This is a genomic window from Robertmurraya sp. FSL R5-0851, assembly GCF_038002965.1.
GTDB lineage: Bacteria > Bacillota > Bacilli > Bacillales > Cytobacillaceae > Robertmurraya_A > Robertmurraya_A beringensis.
Map to the genome: position 1 here is coordinate 69,847 of NZ_JBBOOE010000001.1, position 18,394 is coordinate 88,240.

Consider the following 18,394-nt stretch of genomic DNA (forward strand, 5'->3'; position numbering starts at 1 on the left):
TGTATGTAGACATTATTTATTTATAATAAATGACTATTTTTATTCCTTTAATTTCTACAAAAACCCCTTTCTTTTTGGAAGGGGTTTTAGCTTCCGAAGTTATGAATGTAGTTCCGAAAGAGATGAAATTTATAGAATCTTGTCACGTTATTGAAGATGCTTTGAATATATCCAAGAATTACGTCGAAGAAAAGTTGGAATATGCTGAGTAATTATGACAAAATTTTGAATTTATGTTTTTTATAATGCTTGCAACGAAACAAAAATGGGGTGTAAAAATTATGGAAAAGGTAGAAAGGAATATTATTGATCCTGTCGGTGAAGTCAATTTTAATAAACATAAGATCGAGTTTGGAAATATGTTGGACAAGATACAAGCAAAATTAGCGACGTTTTTCGTCAAGAAAGGAATTCTTCTACTACTCATCGGTTTTTTGCTTGGACGAGCCCTAATCTTGTCTAAACTAACGCCTTTTGCCCTTCCTTTTTTTGCGGCTGTCTATTTCGTGAATAAGGACAAAGCTCCTCTTGCTTTAATCGGACTAGTAGCTGGTGCAGCAACCCTTTCAATTGTGAATTCCGCATTTGCTTTTTGCACAGCTTTTCTCTTTTTATTTGCCTTTCGACTAACAAAAAAATGGCTAAAAACAGAAGTTCGTGCAATCCCCTTTTATGTATTCTTCACTCTGGGTATTGGTGAGATAGGGAAATGCTATCTAACAACAGGCAATGTTTCACTTTACGATGGAATGATGGCAGGGGTTGAGGCTAGCCTTGGCTTCATACTTACTCTAATTTTCCTTCAAAGTATCCCCCTTCTTTCTCTAAGTAAAAGAAGACAAACGTTAAAAACCGAAGAAATCGTTTGCCTGATTATTATGCTGGCATCTATTATGACAGGGACTATTGGATGGTCATTGTACGATCTATCTATTGAACATATTATGTCAAGGTATTTAGTGTTGGTATTCGCGTTTGTTGCAGGGGCAACGGTAGGTTCTACGGTAGGAGTTGTGACGGGACTAATATTCAGTCTAGCGAACATTACTAGTTTCTATCATATGAGTTTATTGGCCTTTTCAGGGCTATTGGGTGGGCTTTTAAAGGAAGGAAAAAAAGTAGGGGTAGCCGTTGGGCTTCTTATAGCCACATTATTAATTGGAATGTACGGAGAGGGTGGTGGCTCTCTCTATAAAACCATCTTAGAGACATCTGCTGCGATTCTATTATTTTTCCTTACACCTCAAGCGCTAACGTCTAAACTAGCAAAGTATATCCCTGGAACACCTGAGTATTCTGCTGAGCAACAGCAGTATATGAGAAAAATGAGGGATGTAACTGCGCAACGAGTGGAACAATTTTCTTCTGTCTTTCAAGCTCTGTCAGACAGTTTTTCATCATTAGACGAAAGTGGTGAAGTAGACAAAGATAGAGAACTGGACTTTTTCCTTGGAAACGTAACAGAAAAGACCTGTCAAACTTGCTTCAAAAAGGAAAATTGCTGGTCCAGAAACTTTAATACAACCTATGAATATATGAAGGATATTATGAATGAAATGGATCATAATTCTGGTGTTGTGCCATTGAAGCTTTCACGAGACTGGGAGAAACATTGTACAAAATCCAAAAAGGTAGTGGATGCGATTCAACAGGAGCTAACCTTTTATCAAGCAAATCAAAAGCTAAAGAAACAAGTGCAGGAAAGTAGGAGACTTGTAGCGGATCAGCTCCTGGGTGTTTCAACAGTCATGGGGAACTTTGCTAAGGAGATTCAAAGGGAAAGAGATAATCATTATAAGCAAGAAGAGCTTATTTTAGAAGCATTACGAGAGTATGGTGTTCATATTGAACATGTTGAGATCTACAGCCTTGAACAAGGAAATGTTGATATCGATATAACTATTCCATATTGTAATGGACATGGAGAATGTGAAAAGCTCATAGCACCTATGCTTTCAGACATTTTAGGGGAAAACATCGTTGTTAATTCGGAAGAGTGTGCTTCCTATCCGAATGGTTATTGTCATGTAACGTTCCGCTCGGCGAAGGCTTTTACCATTGATACAGGGGTTGCTCACGCAGCAAAAGATGGAGGCTTGGTATCAGGTGATAGTTATTCAACGATTGAGCTTGGTGGTGGTAAGCATGCGGTTGCCATTAGTGATGGAATGGGAAATGGAGAAAGAGCTCATATCGAAAGTCAGGAAACTCTTCAACTCCTACAGAAAATTCTACAATCGGGAATAGAAGAGAAAGTGGCCATTAAGTCAGTCAATTCCGTCTTATCACTCCGTACAACGGATGAAATTTTCTCAACCTTAGATTTAGCGATGATTGATCTTCAAAATGCTGCAGTAAGATTCTTGAAAATTGGTTCAACCCCAAGTTTTATTAAGAGAGGAAATGCTGTTATTAAGGTCCAAGCGAGTAATCTACCGATGGGGATCATTCAGGAGTTTGATGTCGATGTGGTAAGTGATCAGTTAAAAGCTGGTGATCTCCTTATTATGATGAGCGATGGTGTATTTGAAGGACCAAAGCATGTAGAGAACTACGACCTATGGATGAAGCGGAAAATCGGTGAGCTAGCAACAGACGATCCACAAGAGGTAGCGGATTTAATTATGGAAGAGGTGATTCGCTCGCGTTCAGGTTATATTGAGGATGATATGACAGTCGTTGTTTCAAAGATTAAACATAACACGCCAAAGTGGTCCTCAATACCAATTAATAAATATCGACAAAAAGCAAACTAGTTATTTTATACAGTAAAGAGAAAAGATATGTATATTTCCTCTCCAACTAGTCGAAAATGTTAGCAACATTTAGACGTGGAGGGGAATCGAATGAAAACTGGCACATTAAAACAAATTCTTTTGATAACTGATGGATGCTCAAACCAAGGAGAGGACCCAATTGCTGTTTCAGCTCTAGCAAAAGAACAAGGGATCACCGTAAATGTTATAGGAGTAATGGAACAGGATGTTATTGATGATCAAGGATTAAGGGAAATTGAAAATATCGCATTAGCTGGCGGGGGAGTAAGCCAAGTCGTCTATGCACAGCAGCTTTCTCAAACCGTACAAATGGTTACAAGAAAGGCAATGACACAAACTCTTCAAGGAGTGGTGAACAAGGAATTACAGCAAATCCTAGGTGGTTCACAGACAATGGAAGACTTACCTCCTGAAAAGCGAGGAGAAGTCATGGAGGTAGTCGATGAGCTGGGAGAAAAAGTAGAACTAGAAGTGTTGATTCTTGTCGACACAAGCGCAAGTATGAAACATAAGCTTCCAACTGTTAAAGAGGCCTTATTAGACCTATCGTTAAGCCTTAATGCCAGGTCAGGTGACAATCAATTTTCCGTTTTTGTATTTCCCGGGAAAAAGAATGATGTCGAAAAATTGCTAGATTGGACCCCGAGGTTAGAATCATTAACTACTATTTTCTCAAAACTTACAACAGGAGGAATTACACCTACTGGTCCCGCACTTCGTGAAGCACTGTCATCCTTTAAGAAAAAACGTTCGTTAAGGAGCCTACTTTCTCGTGATGATGAACAATACTTTGAAGAATCTGTCTAATATAACAGCAGGAACAATTGTCGAAGGGAAATGGCATAAGAATAGATATGTAATTGTCAAAGAGCTTGGGTATGGAGCAAATGGAATTGTTTATCTTGCTCAGCACTTGAATAAGTATGTAGCGTTAAAGTTAAGTGATAATGGCATGTCGATTACTTCTGAGGTCAATGTCCTCAAATCCTTTGCGAAGGTCCAAGGGTCAACCCTAGGGCCTTCTTTGGTTGATGTGGATGATTGGATAAGATCGTCAGGAAAGGTTTCCTTTTATGCGATGGAATATATTAAAGGTCCGGATTTTTTAACGTTTATCCAACAAAAGGGAGCCGTATGGATTGAAGTTCTCGTGCTCCAGTTACTCTCTGATCTTCATTTATTGCATATCAATGGGTGGACTTTTGGCGACTTAAAGCCAGAAAACTTAATTGTTACAGGCCCACCATCGAAAATTCGTTGTATTGATGTTGGAGGAACCACCATTCAAGGTAGAGCAATCAAGGAATTCACTGAGTTTTATGATAGAGGCTATTGGGGACTAGGTTCAAGAAAAGCAGATCCTGGTTATGATTTGTTTGCAGTTGCTATGATTATGATCAATACGGCTTACCCCAAACGATTCCAGAAAACATCAGGTGGTCTTAATCAGCTTCAGATGATGATTAGACAAAAGCCAGAATTACTAAAATTTGAGCAAGTGATTATTCATGCCCTGCAGGGGAAATACCAAACAGCAATGGATATGAGAAAAGCAATAATTGACGGCAATCATGCTTCCTCTCAGCCCCATACATCGAAGACTTCACATGTAAGTCCACAAAAGCAAAGATCCAAACCAGCTGTGCATCATCAAAGAAGTCAGGTGCAAAATCAAAAGGGTCAAAGTCGTCAAACCATTGTAAAAAAGAAAAAGAAAAGACATGCGTTAGAAACAATGCTCATTGTAACGACCCTGTCCTTTCTTTATTTCCTTTATATTTATGGACAGCTATAAAAAAGTGATAAATAAGTCCCTTGGTTTTTGAAGGAATGTATAGAACATGGTAAGCTAATGATAAGACAATGAAGTAAGGAAGAATCGTATGCTTGAACAAAAAGTAGAAGCTTTTCTAACTCGAAAACAAATAAACTTAATGGGAGCAAGCATTTTAGTAGGTGTATCGGGAGGCCCAGATTCCCTCGCACTCCTACACTTCCTGTGGAGACGTCAAGAGCGGTACCATCTAAAACTTTTTGTTGCTCATGTTGATCATATGTTCAGAGGAGGTGAGTCCGAGCGTGAAGCAAGGTTTGTTCAATCCTTTTGTGAAGAGAGGAACATTCCTGTAACTGTTCGTTCTATAAATGTACCATTGTACATAGAAGAAACAGGGTTAAGCTCCCAAGTAGCTGCTAGAGAATGCCGATATTCCTTTTTTCAAGAAACGATGAGAAGGGAAAACCTTCGCTATTTAATGCTCGGACATCACGGGGATGACCAATTGGAAACAGTTGTTATGAGGTTAACAAGAGGAAGTTCAGGAAAAGCTAGAGTCGGTATCCCTTTTTCAAGACCATTTGATAAAGGGACACTTATAAGACCTTTTTTATGCGTCTCTAAACAAGAAATTGAAGAATACTGCCAAAGGAATAGGCTAGATCCAAGAAGAGACCCTAGTAATGACAGTGGCAAATATAGTAGAAATCGATTTCGTCACACGATCCTTCCTTTTTTGAAAGCTGAAAATCCGAGGGTTCATGAGCATTTTCAAAGATTTAGTGAGGAACTGGAAGAAACAGAGCAGTTTTTGGAAGACTTGGCAAATCAGCATTTAACAAAGGTCGTAATGCTTCAAAGTGAGGGAAAATTTGTTATTGACATTCAGAAGCTATGCTCAATGCCAATGCCTTTACAAAGAAGAGTGATTAAACTAATATTAAACTATCTTTATAAGCAACAACCAGCTTCCCTTTCTGCTGTTCATATTGAACAGATCTTTTCTCTAATCAACAATCCTCAGCCTTCTGGTGTGATTGATTTACCTGAAAAATTAAAGGTAATTAGATCGTATGGAGAGTTGCAATTACAATTTCAACATTCCCCACCAAAGGATGAATCCTATGAGATTGAAATATCAGTTGGAAAAACATTATTGCCAACAGGGGATTTCATTACATGGGAATATGTTGATAAAGAAATAGAATATACTAACATTAATCAACTTCTACTTCCTATGACCTGTATTAGTCTTCCGCTGAAAGTCAGGACAAGGAGAGAGGGAGACCGAATGAAAGTAAAAGGGATGAAAGGAACAAAAAAGATTAAAGATATCTTTATTGATCTAAAGCTGCCCATAGTAGAGAGAAATAGGTGGCCTATTGTTACAGACTCAAATGATCATATCATTTGGATTCCCGGAATAAAGAAATCAGATATATCTTCTTTCGTTCAAGCTGATGAAAAGAAATACATACTATTACAATATAACAAGCATTGAACTTCTAGGGGGCACAATCAAATCATGATGAAAAATGACATTGAAAAAGTTTTATTTTCTGAAGAGGAAATTCAGGGAAAAATCAAAGAGCTAGGGGCAAAGTTATCGCATGATTATAGTGATAAGTTTCCATTAGCAATTGGGGTACTTAAGGGTGCGATGCCTTTTATGGCAGACCTTTTAAAACGAATGGATACATACCTTGAAATGGATTTTATGGATGTGTCAAGTTACGGGAATTCGACCGTCTCTTCTGGTGAAGTGAAAATTTTAAAGGATTTAGATACTTCGGTAGAGGGTAGAGATATATTAATTATCGAAGACATCATCGATAGTGGGTTAACACTCAGCTATCTTGTGGAGCTTTTCCGTTACCGAAAAGCAAAGTCAATTAGTATTGTCACTTTATTAGATAAACCAACTGGTCGTAAAGCCGATATAGCGGCAGATTATGTTGGATTCATCGTTCCTGATGAGTTTGTTGTAGGTTATGGTCTCGATTATGCAGAGAAATACCGTAATTTACCTTATATTGGGGTGTTAAAACCAGAAGTTTACTCAACAAATAACGAGTAAGAAAAGAATAAGTATTGTATGCATACTACAAAGGCATATTCATATACTGGAACAATTTTCTATGTTACTATTTACTATAGCTTGTTTACCCGTGGGAGGAGGTAAGGGATGAATCGGATTTTTCGTAATACCATCTTTTATTTATTAATTTTTCTAGTGATTATTGGTGTGGTTAGCTTTTTTAATGGTAATAATGAACCCACCGAAAATATATCTTACAGTAAATTCGTAGACCATCTTGAGGCAAAACAGGTGGATTCCATCTCGGTACAGCCTGAAAGAGGAGTTTATGAAGTTCGTGGAACACTTGAAGGTGCTGAAGAAGGAAAATCATTTATTACTTACGTATGGAACAGTGAAAGTCTTTTACAAAAGATTGAGCAAGCAGACCCTACTGTGGATGTGCTTCCAGCGAAAGAAACAAGTGGTTGGGTAACTTTCTTTACTTCTATTATTCCATTTGTCATTATCTTTATTTTGTTCTTCTTCCTTTTGAATCAGGCACAAGGCGGCGGAAGTCGTGTCATGAACTTTGGAAAGAGCAAGGCGAAGCTTTACAATGATGAGAAAAAGAAGGTTCGTTTTAAAGATGTAGCTGGTGCTGATGAAGAAAAGCAAGAGCTCGTTGAAGTCGTTGAATTTTTAAAAGATCCGCGTAAATTTGCTGAACTAGGTGCGCGTATACCAAAAGGAGTACTTTTAGTAGGACCTCCTGGTACAGGTAAAACCTTATTAGCTCGTGCGGTAGCTGGTGAAGCTGGTGTACCGTTCTTCTCAATCAGTGGATCTGATTTTGTGGAAATGTTTGTTGGGGTTGGGGCATCACGTGTACGTGACCTTTTCGAAAATGCAAAGAAGAATGCTCCTTGTATCATCTTTATAGACGAAATCGACGCAGTTGGACGTCAGCGTGGAGCAGGTCTTGGTGGAGGTCACGATGAGCGTGAACAAACCCTTAACCAATTGCTAGTAGAAATGGATGGATTCGGTGCGAACGAAGGAATTATTATTGTTGCTGCAACAAACCGTCCTGATATTCTAGACCCTGCTTTACTTCGCCCAGGACGTTTCGACCGTCAAATTACGGTTGATCGTCCGGATGTCAATGGCCGTGAAGCAGTATTAAAAGTGCATGCACGAAACAAACCGCTTGATGAATCAGTAAACTTAAAAGCGATTGCCGCTAGAACTCCAGGCTTTTCTGGTGCAGATCTTGAAAACTTATTGAATGAGGCGGCATTAGTTGCTGCTCGTCAGAATAAGAAAAAGGTGGATATGACAGATATCGATGAAGCAACTGATCGTGTAATTGCGGGACCTGCGAAAAAGAGTCGTGTGATATCTAAAAAAGAACGTAATATTGTTGCTTTCCATGAAGCGGGCCATACGGTTATTGGTGTGGTATTAGAGGAAGCAGAAATGGTGCATAAGGTAACGATTGTCCCTCGTGGGCAAGCAGGTGGCTATGCGGTAATGCTTCCAAAAGAAGACCGTTACTTCATGACAAAACCTGAGCTTCTTGATAAAATTGTTGGCTTACTAGGAGGACGTGTTGCTGAGGAAATCGTCTTCGGTGAAGTAAGTACAGGCGCTCATAATGACTTCCAACGTGCAACGGGAATTGCCCGTCGAATGGTTACAGAATTCGGAATGAGTGATAAATTAGGTCCATTACAATTTGGTCAATCTTCTGGTGGTCAAGTGTTCTTAGGTAGAGATCTTCATAATGAACAAAACTATTCAGATAGGATTGCCTACGAAATCGATGTTGAAATTCAAACCATTATTAAAGAGTGTTACGCTAGAGCGAAAAAGCTTCTTACTGAAAATCGAGATAAGCTTGATTTGATAGCCAATACACTTCTTGAAGTAGAAACACTAGATGCTGAGCAAATTAAGCACTTAGTTGAAAAAGGTACACTTCCTGATCGACCATCTAGTGATGAAGGGGTAACTACAAATCCTACAACATCAGTGGTAGATGATGTGAAAGTGAATATCGGTGGTAAGAAGGAAGAAGAATCGTCATTAGATGAGTCATCTTCAGATGAAAGTACACTGCCTGATTTAAGAAGTAAAAAAGAATAATAAATCTTAAGAGGTACTCTTTTACTGAGTGCCTCTTTTCTATGCTTGGGTTGGATAGTTATGGTATGATGTTGGCAGAATGAAACTAAAGGTTAAGAAATTTTAATAAAGTGGTGAGCCGTTTGATATTTGTATTTGACGTGGGAAATACCAATATAGTGTTGGGTGTATATGACCAAGAAGAATTAAAACATCATTGGAGAATAGAAACAAACCGTTCGAAAACAGAAGATGAATTTGGAATGATTATTAGGAATTTGTTTAATCATGCAAATCTTTCTTTTTCCGATATTGACGGAATTATTATCTCTTCCGTAGTACCGCCCATTATGTTCTCATTAGAACGTATGTGCCAAAAATATTTCCATATAAAGCCTTTAGTTGTGGGGCCAGGAATCAAAACCGGGTTGAATATAAAGTATGAAAACCCAAGAGAAGTTGGAGCAGACAGGATCGTTAATGCGGTAGCTGCTATCCATGAATATGGAAGTCCGTTGATCATCGTTGATTTTGGTACGGCAACAACCTATTGTTACATAGATGAACATAAGCAATATATGGGAGGAGCGATTGCTCCTGGTATTAATATTTCAACAGAAGCTTTATATACAAGGGCTGCCAAGCTGCCGAGGATAGAAATTGCTCGACCAGATGGAGTTGTAGGGAAAAATACGGTTGCTGCCATGCAAGCGGGGATTCTTTATGGCTATGTAGGCCAGGTTGAAGGAATTGTCAAACGGATGAAGGATCAAAGTAAAGCGAAGCCAACCGTTATTGCTACAGGGGGATTATCCAATCTCATTGCACAGGAATCTACTATTATTGACATAGTGGATCCATTTTTAACATTAAAGGGCCTTCAGATTATTTATAAAAGAAATTTGGAAACGATAAAGTAAGATAACAGCTTTGTAAGACTGAAAGGGGTAAACACAATGAGTGACTATTTAATAAAAGCTCTTGCTTATGATGGGCAAGTTCGTGCCTACGCGGCTAGGAGTACAGAAACAGTAGGAGAGGCACAAAGACGTCATTATACATGGCCTACTGCATCAGCTGCCTTAGGAAGAGCTATGACTGCAGGAGTAATGATGGGGGCTATGTTAAAAGGGGAAGAAAAAATCACTATCAGGATCAATGGTGGGGGTCCTCTTGGCCCGATATTAATTGATACCAATGCAAAAGGGGAAGTGCGCGGTTATGTAACCAATCCCCAAACTCATTTTGATTTGAATGAACATGGAAAGCTGGATGTTCGAAGAGCAGTTGGGACAGATGGTTTTTTATCTGTCGTTAAAGATATTGGACTTCGTGAGAACTTTACAGGTCAAGTACCTCTTGTGTCCGGAGAACTGGGTGAAGATTTTACTTATTACTTTGTCACTTCCGAACAAGTTCCTTCATCTGTCGGTGTGGGTGTCTTAGTAAATCCTGATAATAGTATTCTCGCTGCAGGTGGATTTATTATTCAGCTGATGCCTGGAACCGAAGATAAAACCATTACGGAAATCGAAAATCGTTTAAAAACCATTGAACCAATCTCTAAGATGATTGAAAAGGGACTCACTCCCGAACAAATACTAAATGAGCTACTGGGCCAAGAAAATGTAAAAATTCTCGAATCATTACCTGTTACTTTCTCATGTACCTGTTCAAAGGAGAAATTCTCTAATGGAATTATCTCTTTAGGTAAAGAGGAAATCGAAGATATGATTGAGACAGATGGTCAAGCAGAAGCACAATGTCATTTCTGTAATGAAAAATATCAGTTTACGAAAGAAGAATTAGAGAAATTAAAGGAACAGGTAAAATTTTAATATAACCTGGGGGAGAAATGGTGGATAAAAAGTACTTAAAGTCTTTAGTTGTCGGCCTTCTCTTGCTAAATATTGTAACCATTATTTTTTTTCTATCACGGGATAACGGTGGTAGTAAAGAGGTAGTGGCAACGATAGGGAATGAGACAATAACTAGACAGGAATGGCTTGGGGAAATGGAAGAGCGTTATGGCCGTGATGTATTAAGTGAGATGATCGATCAAAAAGCAATCGCTCAATTAGCTAATAAATATGATATCTCCATTTCAAAAAAAGCAGTAGATAGGGAGCTTCTCCTGGTGAAAACCATGTATGGTTCAGGATCTAATGAGATGGTAGATGAAGAAAAATGGAGAGAACAAATCCAGTATAGTATCATGCTGGATGAGCTGCTGACAAAAGATGTGGTAGTGGAAGAAGAAGATTTAAAAAAGTTTTATGAGGAAAATTCTAGCCTGTACAAAATTCCGACTGCTTACCACCTTTCTCATATCATTGTAGAGACGGAAGAAGAAGCAATAAAGGCAATAGAGGAGCTTGAACAGGGTACAAGTTTTGAAGCATTGGCAATGGAACGCTCCATCGATGAATTCAGTGCCAATCAAGGCGGGGATATTGGTTATGTTAGTGAAGAGATGGACCAATATGCCCGCGACTATTTAGCAGCTGTTCAGAAGTTGAAGGAAAACGAGTGGGCAGGACCAATTAAAACAGATAATGGTTTCTCGATTGTATTGCTTCACGATCAAATAAAAGGTAGAACGTTTGAGTTTAAGGATGTGAAGGAAAGTATCCGAAGACAAATCGCCTTGGAGCAAATGGATGTAACCACAACGGCGCGTGACTTTTGGGAAGAGGCTAAGGTTGATTGGTTTTACGAACAGAACTAATATGGTTCATTTGAACGATTTTTCACTTAAATAATCAGAAAAGTTTTGTGTAAAAAGATTGACACTTGGCGAATTTATGATATAAATTAAATTAAACCAATAAAATTAGTCGGAATAAGGAGTGGTTGTTGATGGTACGTGTAGCAAACTCTATTTCAGAACTAGTCGGACAAACGCCGATTGTAAAGCTTAATCGCCTTGTTGAAGAAGGTAGCGCAGAAGTATACTTAAAGCTTGAATATATGAACCCAGGAAGCTCGGTAAAAGACCGTATTGCTCTTGCAATGATCGAGTCCGCTGAAGAGAGTGGAGAACTTAAAGCGGGAGATACGATTGTTGAGCCAACGAGTGGTAACACTGGAATTGGTCTTGCCATGGTTGCAGCAGCAAAAGGATACAGAGCGATTCTGGTTATGCCTGAAACGATGAGTATGGAAAGACGCAACTTACTTCGTGCATACGGAGCAGAGCTTGTTTTAACACCGGGTCCAGAAGGAATGGGTGGAGCTATTCGTAAAGCGGAAGAACTTGCAAAAGAAAATGGTTACTTTATGCCACAACAATTTAAAAACCTATCTAACCCTGAAGTTCACAGAAGAACGACAGGTAAGGAAATTGTTGAACAGATGAGCGAAGGTCTTGATGCATTCGTTTCAGGGATTGGAACGGGCGGAACCATTACAGGTGCTGGTCAAGTTCTTAAGCAAAATTTTGACAATATTAAAATTTATGCGGTTGAACCGGTTGATTCACCTGTATTATCTGGTGGTAAACCAGGTCCACACAAAATTCAAGGAATCGGTGCAGGTTTTGTTCCTGATATTCTTGACACAACGGTCTACGACGAAGTAATTCAAATCTCTAATGATCAAGCTTTTGAATTTGCACGTCGTGCAGCGAAGGAAGAAGGAATTCTTGGAGGGATCTCTTCTGGGGCAGCTATCTGTGCAGCATTAAAGGTAGCAAAAGAACTTGGAGCAGGTAAGAAAGTACTAGCAATTATTCCAAGTAACGGTGAGCGTTACCTAAGTACTCCATTATATCAATTTGAAGATTAATCAAAACATAAGCAACAGTCCCCGGGGCTGTTGTTTTTATTTTGTCAAATAGTAAAATAAGACAAGGAACTTTTATTTTCACTTTTTTAAAGGGGAGAACCTTTTTTGAAGATATTAACACTAAATAGCAAACAAATACCTTTTGATAAAGAAAGGTTTTACGAGAAGTACAGGGAGCTTTCTGGGTCATATGAACACCATGTATTGTTAGAAAGTGGCCGGGGTGGACGATACAATATTGCCGCCTTTGGGCCAGAAACAATCTTTATAGGGAAAAACCACAAACTAACGATTGTTGAAAAGGAAAATAAACAGGAACTAGAAGGGAATCCTCTTCATTTAATGAAGGAATATCTTTCTCAGTATCAGATGGAGCGTCAGGAAAGACTTCCCGATTTTCAAGGAGGCCTTATTGGTTATATTAGCTATGACTATGTGCGCTATATAGAAAAACTGCCTCGATTTTCAACGGATGATTTGGACATGCCTGAGGTTTATTTTTTCCTATTTAACGAATGGTTTGTATTTGATCACGAAGAGGAAACGCTCTGGCTCTTGCAGATTCAAGAAAAGGGTTATGAAAATCCAGATGCTCTATATGAATGGGAGTCAAAGTGGACAGGTCCACTAATGAAGTTCGAAACAGAAAGAATCATGCCAGCTACTGATGAACTGCATGTTTCGATGAGTGACGAACAGTTTATGAAAGCAGTAGAAAGAATTCAGGAATACATTGCTCAAGGTGACATCTTCCAAGTGAATTTATCTGTTCGCCAAGCAAAAGCGATATCGATTCCAGCAGTGAATGTATACGACCAACTCAGACAATTGAACCCGTCACCGTATATGAGTTATTTACATACTCCTGAGTTTCAAATTGTAGGTGGGTCTCCTGAGCTCCTTGTTAAAAAGCAAGGAAATGAGGTTAGTACAAGACCGATTGCTGGTACACGCTCTCGAGGAAAGAATGAGGAAGAAGATCTCAGGCTTGCTAAAGAACTTATTGAAAATGAAAAAGAGAGAGCAGAGCATGTGATGCTTGTTGATTTGGAACGAAATGATTTAGGGAGAGTCTGTGAGTACGGATCGGTCGAAGTGAATGAATTTATGGTCATCGAAAGATATTCGCATGTTATGCATATTGTCTCGAATGTGAGAGGAGTCATACGACCAGATCAAACATCCTTTGATTTGATTGATGCTTCCTTTCCAGGTGGTACGATTACAGGAGCCCCTAAGGTTCGAACCATGGAGATTATTGAAGAGCTCGAGCCGGTCCAGCGCGGAATTTACACAGGATCTATGGGTTGGATTGGTTTCAATGATGATATGGAAATTAATATTGTCATTCGAACCATGCTAGTAAAGGACGGACAAGCTTTTGTACAAGCGGGAGCAGGGATTGTCATAGATTCCAATCCTAAACATGAATATAAAGAATCTTTGAAAAAGGCAATGGCTCTTTGGAGAGCAAAAGAACTAGCGGAAAAAGGTGAATTCCATTGATTTTAATGATAGATAATTATGACTCATTTACTTTTAATCTTGTTCAGTATCTAGGTGAACTTGGTGAGACTTTGGAAGTTAAACGAAATGACGCCATAAGTATTAAAGACATTGAAGAATTAGGACCAAACTTTCTTATGGTTTCACCTGGTCCATGTAGCCCCAACGAAGCTGGGATATCATTAAGGGCGATAGAGGAATTCGCTGGGAAGATTCCTATCTTTGGTGTATGCCTAGGACATCAATCGATCGCTCAAGTATTCGGGGGAGATGTCGTGCAAGCGGAACGGTTAATGCATGGCAAAACCTCTCTTATGTATCATGATGGAAAAACAATCTTTGAAGGCTTACCTAATCCATTTCCTGCAACAAGATACCATTCTTTAATTGTAAAAAGGGACACGTTACCAGATTGCTTTGAAATATCTGCTTGGACGAAAGAAGGAGAAATCATGGCCATCAGGCATAAGGACCTTCCGGTAGAGGGGGTTCAATTCCATCCAGAGTCTATTATGACTACGGCAGGGAAACAATTGCTTCAGAACTTTGTTTCGTATTACAAAATGGAATTGTCTCCAAAGGATGAGGGATATTGATGTATTTGTATATGAACGGAGAAATGATCCAGGAGGAGGAGGCAAGAATCTCCCCCTTTGATCATGGGTTCCTTTATGGGATGGGCATATTTGAAACATTTCGTGTATATGATGGGCATCCCTTTTTATTAGAGGATCATCTTGAGCGACTAAATAGCAGTCTAACGATGATTGGAATCCAAAAAATTATTAATAAGGACGAAGTGATTCAAGCGCTCAAGCTTCTTTTGGAAAAGAACCAGTTATCCAATGCTTATATTCGACTAAATGTATCAGCAGGTGTTGGTGCTGTCGGTCTACCTGTAGAGCCGTATGATCATGCCAATGTAATGATGTTTGTAAAGCCTCTTCCTGAAGCTGGTGGACCGATAGAAAAGGAAGCTCAGTTTCTAAAGCTCAGTCGAAATACTCCAGAAGGTTCCATGCGATTGAAGTCTCATCATTATATGAATAATTTATTGGCAAAAAAAGAAATAGGAAATCGGACAGATGTAGAGGGGATCTTTCTAACACAGGATGGATGTATTGCAGAAGGAATTGTCTCAAATATTTTCTGGGTAATAGATAATCAATTGTTTACCCCTGACCTGGATACAGGAATATTAAATGGAATCACCCGATCTTTTACTATAGAGCTTGCTAGAAAAAAAGGACTACAGGTTCAGGAAGGTTTTTATAAACCAGACGTACTGGATAAAGCAACTGAGATCTTTGTTACAAACTCGATTCAAGAAATTGTTGCTATTTCGAAATTTAACTCACTTGTATTACCAGGTGTAAAGGGTGAGCTTTTTCAAATGTTGCACCAAGCGTATCGATTGTATACACATAGTCTTTGGAGTAGGAAGGAAATAAAGTAACAAAGGAATTAGGAGGCGAATTATTTGATTACTGCCGGACCATATACATTAGATTTTGAGAAGAAAACAATTATCATGGGAATCTTAAATGCTACCCCTGATTCATTTTCTGATGGTGGCAGCTTTGATAGAGTTGATGAAGCGGTCAAACGAGCGATAGAGATGGTGGATGAAGGAGCAGATATTATTGATATCGGTGGGGAGTCCACAAGGCCTGGAGCGAGATTTATACCTGCTGAAGAGGAAATTGAACGTGTGGTTCCTGTTATTAAAGCCATATCAAAAGAGGTTAATGTTCCAATATCTATAGATACATATAAAGCAGATGTAGCTAGAGAAGCATTGGCTGCTGGAGCTCATATTATTAATGATGTATGGGGTGCTAAGGCGGACGCGAATATGAAACTGGTAGCGGCAGAAACAAAGGCACCTATCATTCTCATGCACAACCGGGAGGACCGGAACTATCAGTCTTTTTTCAGGGATGTTATGTATGATTTGTATGAAAGCATTTCTCTAGTGAAGGATGCTGGTGTGAGTGATGAACAAATTATATTAGATCCAGGCATTGGGTTTGCGAAGAATGTACAGTTAAACTTGGAAATGATGAGACATCTACATAAGCTTGTAGCTATCGGTTACCCTGTTCTTCTCGGAACCTCTCGTAAATCAATGATAGGTGCTGTGTTAGACCTACCTGTACATGAACGCATGGAAGGAACCGGAGCGACTGTATGTTATGGTATTCAACAGGGATGCCAAATCGTTAGAGTTCATGATGTGAAGGAAATTAGTCGAATGGCAAAAATGATGGACGCGATGATGGGAAAAGGAGAATACGATGGATAAAATTTACGTTAACCGTATGCAATTTTATGGTTTTCATGGTGTGTTCCCAGAAGAAAATCGGTTAGGACAGAGATTTATGGTTGATCTCGTTGTTGAAGTGGACTTGAAAAAAGCGGGGCAAAGCGATAACTTGAATGAATCCATTAATTATGGCGAGCTATATCAGCTGTGTAAAGACGTTGTGGAAGGTGAACCTTTTAAGCTAGTAGAATCAGTTGCTGAGGAAATTGCTTCACGCTGTTTAAGCGGATTTTCTAAAGCTCATGCTGTAACGGTAAAGGTCATCAAGCCAGATCCACCCATTCAAGGACATTACGAATCAGTCGCAGTTGAAATTATGAGGAGTAGATCTAATTGAATAACTTGGCTTATCTTGCCTTAGGTACCAATATGGGCAACCGATATAAAAACCTAGTAGATGCAATCTGTTATTTAAAAGAGGAGAAGGAAATTCATTTGGTAAAAAGCTCCTCTATTTATGATACAGTTCCGGTTGGGTATACGGAACAAGATGATTTTTTAAATATGGTAATCTTGATTAGAACAGCACTTACACCGTATGAATTATTAGAAGTTTGCCTTCGTATTGAAAAAGATTTAGGGAGAAAAAGGGAATTCAAGTGGGGTCCAAGAATAATAGACCTTGACATTTTGCTCTACAATCAAGAAAATATTGAAGCAGAGAACCTAATTGTTCCACATCCAAGAATGCAGGAACGCGCCTTTGTTCTTGCGCCATTACTTGAGATAGATTCTTCGATCAAGATACCAGATCAGGATAAGTCGATAGAGGACTATTTCAAAATGAACGCTGAAAAAGAAGGGGTACGAATATGGAAGCAGAAAAATGGGGAAGACGTATTCGCGCTTTTCGAAAACTAAAAGGTTTTACACAAGAAGGGTTTGCTAAGGAAATCGGTGTTTCTGTTTCTGTGTTGGGCGAAATAGAACGAGGAAATCGAATGCCTTCAGATCATTTAGTGGAAACAGCGGCTCAAGCACTAAAAGTTTCTGTAAAGGATTTAATGCCACAAGAGGTGGATGAATAAATATATTATTAAGACGGAGGGGTAACATGCTTAAAATTGGTGATATTGAAATGAAAAATCAAGTAGTGTTAGCTCCAATGGCTGGAGTATGTAACTCTGCTTTTCGTCTAACTGTTAAAGAGTTTGGTGCAGGTCTAGTTTGTGCTGAGATGGTTAGTGATAAAGGAATTATCTTAAAAAACGAAAAAACAATGAATATGCTTTACATCGATGAAAGAGAGAAGCCACTGAGCTTGCAAATCTTTGGTGGTGAAAAAGAGACATTAGTCCAAGCGGCTAAATTCGTTGATGAAAATACTAATGCCGATATCATTGATATTAATATGGGATGTCCGGTTCCGAAAATCACAAAATGTGATGCAGGAGCAAAGTGGCTTTTAGATCCTAATAAAATTTACGAGATGGTTTCTGCGGTTACGGATGTTGTGAAAAAGCCGGTTACTGTAAAAATGCGTATGGGCTGGGATGAAGATCATATTTACGCTGTTAAGAATGCTCAGGCTGTTGAACGAGCTGGTGGTAAGGCAGTTTCTTTACACGGTCGGACTCGGGTCCAAATGTACGAGGGACAAGCAAACTGGGATATTATTCGTGAGGTTAAGCAATCAATTGGCATCCCATTAATTGGTAATGGAGATGTAACGACTCCTCAAGAGGCAAAGCGTATGCTAGAAGAAACCGGCTGTGATGGAGTAATGATCGGTCGTGCAGCTCTAGGAAATCCTTGGATGATCTACCGTACGGTTAAATACCTTGAATCAGGGGAGCTCATGGGTGAGCCAACCGTTCGTGAAAAGATTGATGTATGTATTCTTCACTTAGATCGCCTTATCGCTCTTAAAGGAGAATATGTAGCAGTTCGTGAAATGCGTAAGCATGCAGCTTGGTATTTAAAAGGAATTAGAGGAAATGCAAAGGTGCGAAATGGTATTAATGAGTGCAATACTCGTGCGGATCTTGTTACTTTATTAACAGCTCTAGTTGTAGAAGAAGAAGAAAAAGAAGCGATGGAATCTCAAGTCGGTTAAGGTTTGACTTCTAAGCGAACAT

Annotated in this window: 18 protein-coding genes; all 18 read left to right on the top strand. The window is 39.1% G+C overall.

The features are described 5' to 3' along the window. Positions 1–281 precede the first annotated feature (281 nt). Positions 282–2,756, top strand: coding sequence for a stage II sporulation protein E (gene spoIIE / locus MKX65_RS00370; RefSeq protein WP_160548432.1), 2,475 nt, complete (start codon positions 282–284; stop codon positions 2,754–2,756). A 90-nt stretch (positions 2,757–2,846) separates the two neighbouring features. Then, positions 2,847–3,584 (top strand): VWA domain-containing protein, encoded by a 738-nt coding sequence (locus tag MKX65_RS00375; protein WP_160548433.1) that lies wholly within the window; start codon positions 2,847–2,849, stop codon positions 3,582–3,584. Then, positions 3,553–4,572: a protein kinase domain-containing protein gene (locus tag MKX65_RS00380; protein WP_160548434.1), complete on the top strand. Its 1,020-nt coding sequence runs from the start codon at positions 3,553–3,555 to the stop codon at positions 4,570–4,572. The genes MKX65_RS00375 and MKX65_RS00380 overlap by 32 nt, the downstream gene beginning before the upstream one ends. An 88-nt stretch (positions 4,573–4,660) precedes the next feature. Continuing rightward, complete coding sequence (gene tilS, locus MKX65_RS00385; protein WP_340901758.1) at positions 4,661–6,055, top strand: tRNA lysidine(34) synthetase TilS; 1,395 nt, start codon at positions 4,661–4,663, stop codon at positions 6,053–6,055. A 27-nt stretch (positions 6,056–6,082) separates the two neighbouring features. Beyond that, entirely contained in the window at positions 6,083–6,631 is a 549-nt protein-coding gene (hpt, locus tag MKX65_RS00390) for a hypoxanthine phosphoribosyltransferase (protein ID WP_340906120.1), read from the top strand. Between the two features lie 108 nt (positions 6,632–6,739). Next, on the top strand, positions 6,740–8,719 hold the full coding sequence (ftsH, locus tag MKX65_RS00395; RefSeq protein ID WP_340901760.1) for an ATP-dependent zinc metalloprotease FtsH: 1,980 nt from the start codon (positions 6,740–6,742) through the stop codon (positions 8,717–8,719). A 122-nt stretch (positions 8,720–8,841) separates the two neighbouring features. Continuing rightward, a complete protein-coding gene (locus MKX65_RS00400; RefSeq protein ID WP_160548438.1) occupies positions 8,842–9,618 on the top strand; it encodes a type III pantothenate kinase in 777 nt (258 codons plus the stop codon). Between the two features lie 36 nt (positions 9,619–9,654). Next, positions 9,655–10,536 carry an Hsp33 family molecular chaperone HslO gene (hslO, locus tag MKX65_RS00405; protein ID WP_160548439.1) on the top strand — a complete coding sequence of 294 codons (882 nt, stop codon included), beginning with the start codon at positions 9,655–9,657 and terminating at the stop codon, positions 10,534–10,536. Positions 10,537–10,553: 17 nt separating this feature from the next. Next, positions 10,554–11,426 (top strand): peptidyl-prolyl cis-trans isomerase, encoded by an 873-nt coding sequence (locus tag MKX65_RS00410; RefSeq protein ID WP_160548440.1) that lies wholly within the window; start codon positions 10,554–10,556, stop codon positions 11,424–11,426. 131 nt (positions 11,427–11,557) lie between these two features. After that, a complete protein-coding gene (gene cysK, locus MKX65_RS00415) occupies positions 11,558–12,484 on the top strand; it encodes a cysteine synthase A (RefSeq protein ID WP_160548441.1) in 927 nt (308 codons plus the stop codon). Positions 12,485–12,589: 105 nt separating this feature from the next. Next, positions 12,590–13,990, top strand: a complete 1,401-nt coding sequence (locus MKX65_RS00420) for a chorismate-binding protein (RefSeq protein ID WP_160548442.1) — start codon at positions 12,590–12,592, stop codon at positions 13,988–13,990. Next, the gene (gene pabA / locus MKX65_RS00425; protein WP_160548443.1) at positions 13,987–14,586 is read left to right on the top strand and encodes an aminodeoxychorismate/anthranilate synthase component II; all 600 of its coding nucleotides are present in this window, start codon (positions 13,987–13,989) and stop codon (positions 14,584–14,586) included. The genes MKX65_RS00420 and pabA overlap by 4 nt, the downstream gene beginning before the upstream one ends. Continuing rightward, positions 14,586–15,446: an aminodeoxychorismate lyase gene (gene pabC, locus MKX65_RS00430; RefSeq protein WP_160548444.1), complete on the top strand. Its 861-nt coding sequence runs from the start codon at positions 14,586–14,588 to the stop codon at positions 15,444–15,446. Before pabA ends, pabC begins: the two co-directional genes overlap by 1 nt. Positions 15,447–15,521: 75 nt before the next feature. Next, positions 15,522–16,295 carry a dihydropteroate synthase gene (gene folP, locus MKX65_RS00435; protein WP_160548453.1) on the top strand — a complete coding sequence of 258 codons (774 nt, stop codon included), beginning with the start codon at positions 15,522–15,524 and terminating at the stop codon, positions 16,293–16,295. Continuing rightward, a complete protein-coding gene (gene folB, locus MKX65_RS00440) occupies positions 16,288–16,653 on the top strand; it encodes a dihydroneopterin aldolase (protein ID WP_160548445.1) in 366 nt (121 codons plus the stop codon). Before folP ends, folB begins: the two co-directional genes overlap by 8 nt. Next, on the top strand, positions 16,650–17,177 hold the full coding sequence (gene folK, locus MKX65_RS00445; protein ID WP_160548446.1) for a 2-amino-4-hydroxy-6-hydroxymethyldihydropteridine diphosphokinase: 528 nt from the start codon (positions 16,650–16,652) through the stop codon (positions 17,175–17,177). Before folB ends, folK begins: the two co-directional genes overlap by 4 nt. Next, positions 17,129–17,344 (top strand): helix-turn-helix domain-containing protein, encoded by a 216-nt coding sequence (locus MKX65_RS00450; RefSeq protein ID WP_160548447.1) that lies wholly within the window; start codon positions 17,129–17,131, stop codon positions 17,342–17,344. The genes folK and MKX65_RS00450 overlap by 49 nt, the downstream gene beginning before the upstream one ends. Before the next feature lie 26 nt (positions 17,345–17,370). After that, positions 17,371–18,372 (top strand): tRNA dihydrouridine synthase DusB, encoded by a 1,002-nt coding sequence (dusB, locus tag MKX65_RS00455; RefSeq protein ID WP_160548448.1) that lies wholly within the window; start codon positions 17,371–17,373, stop codon positions 18,370–18,372. Positions 18,373–18,394: the final 22 nt, after the last annotated feature.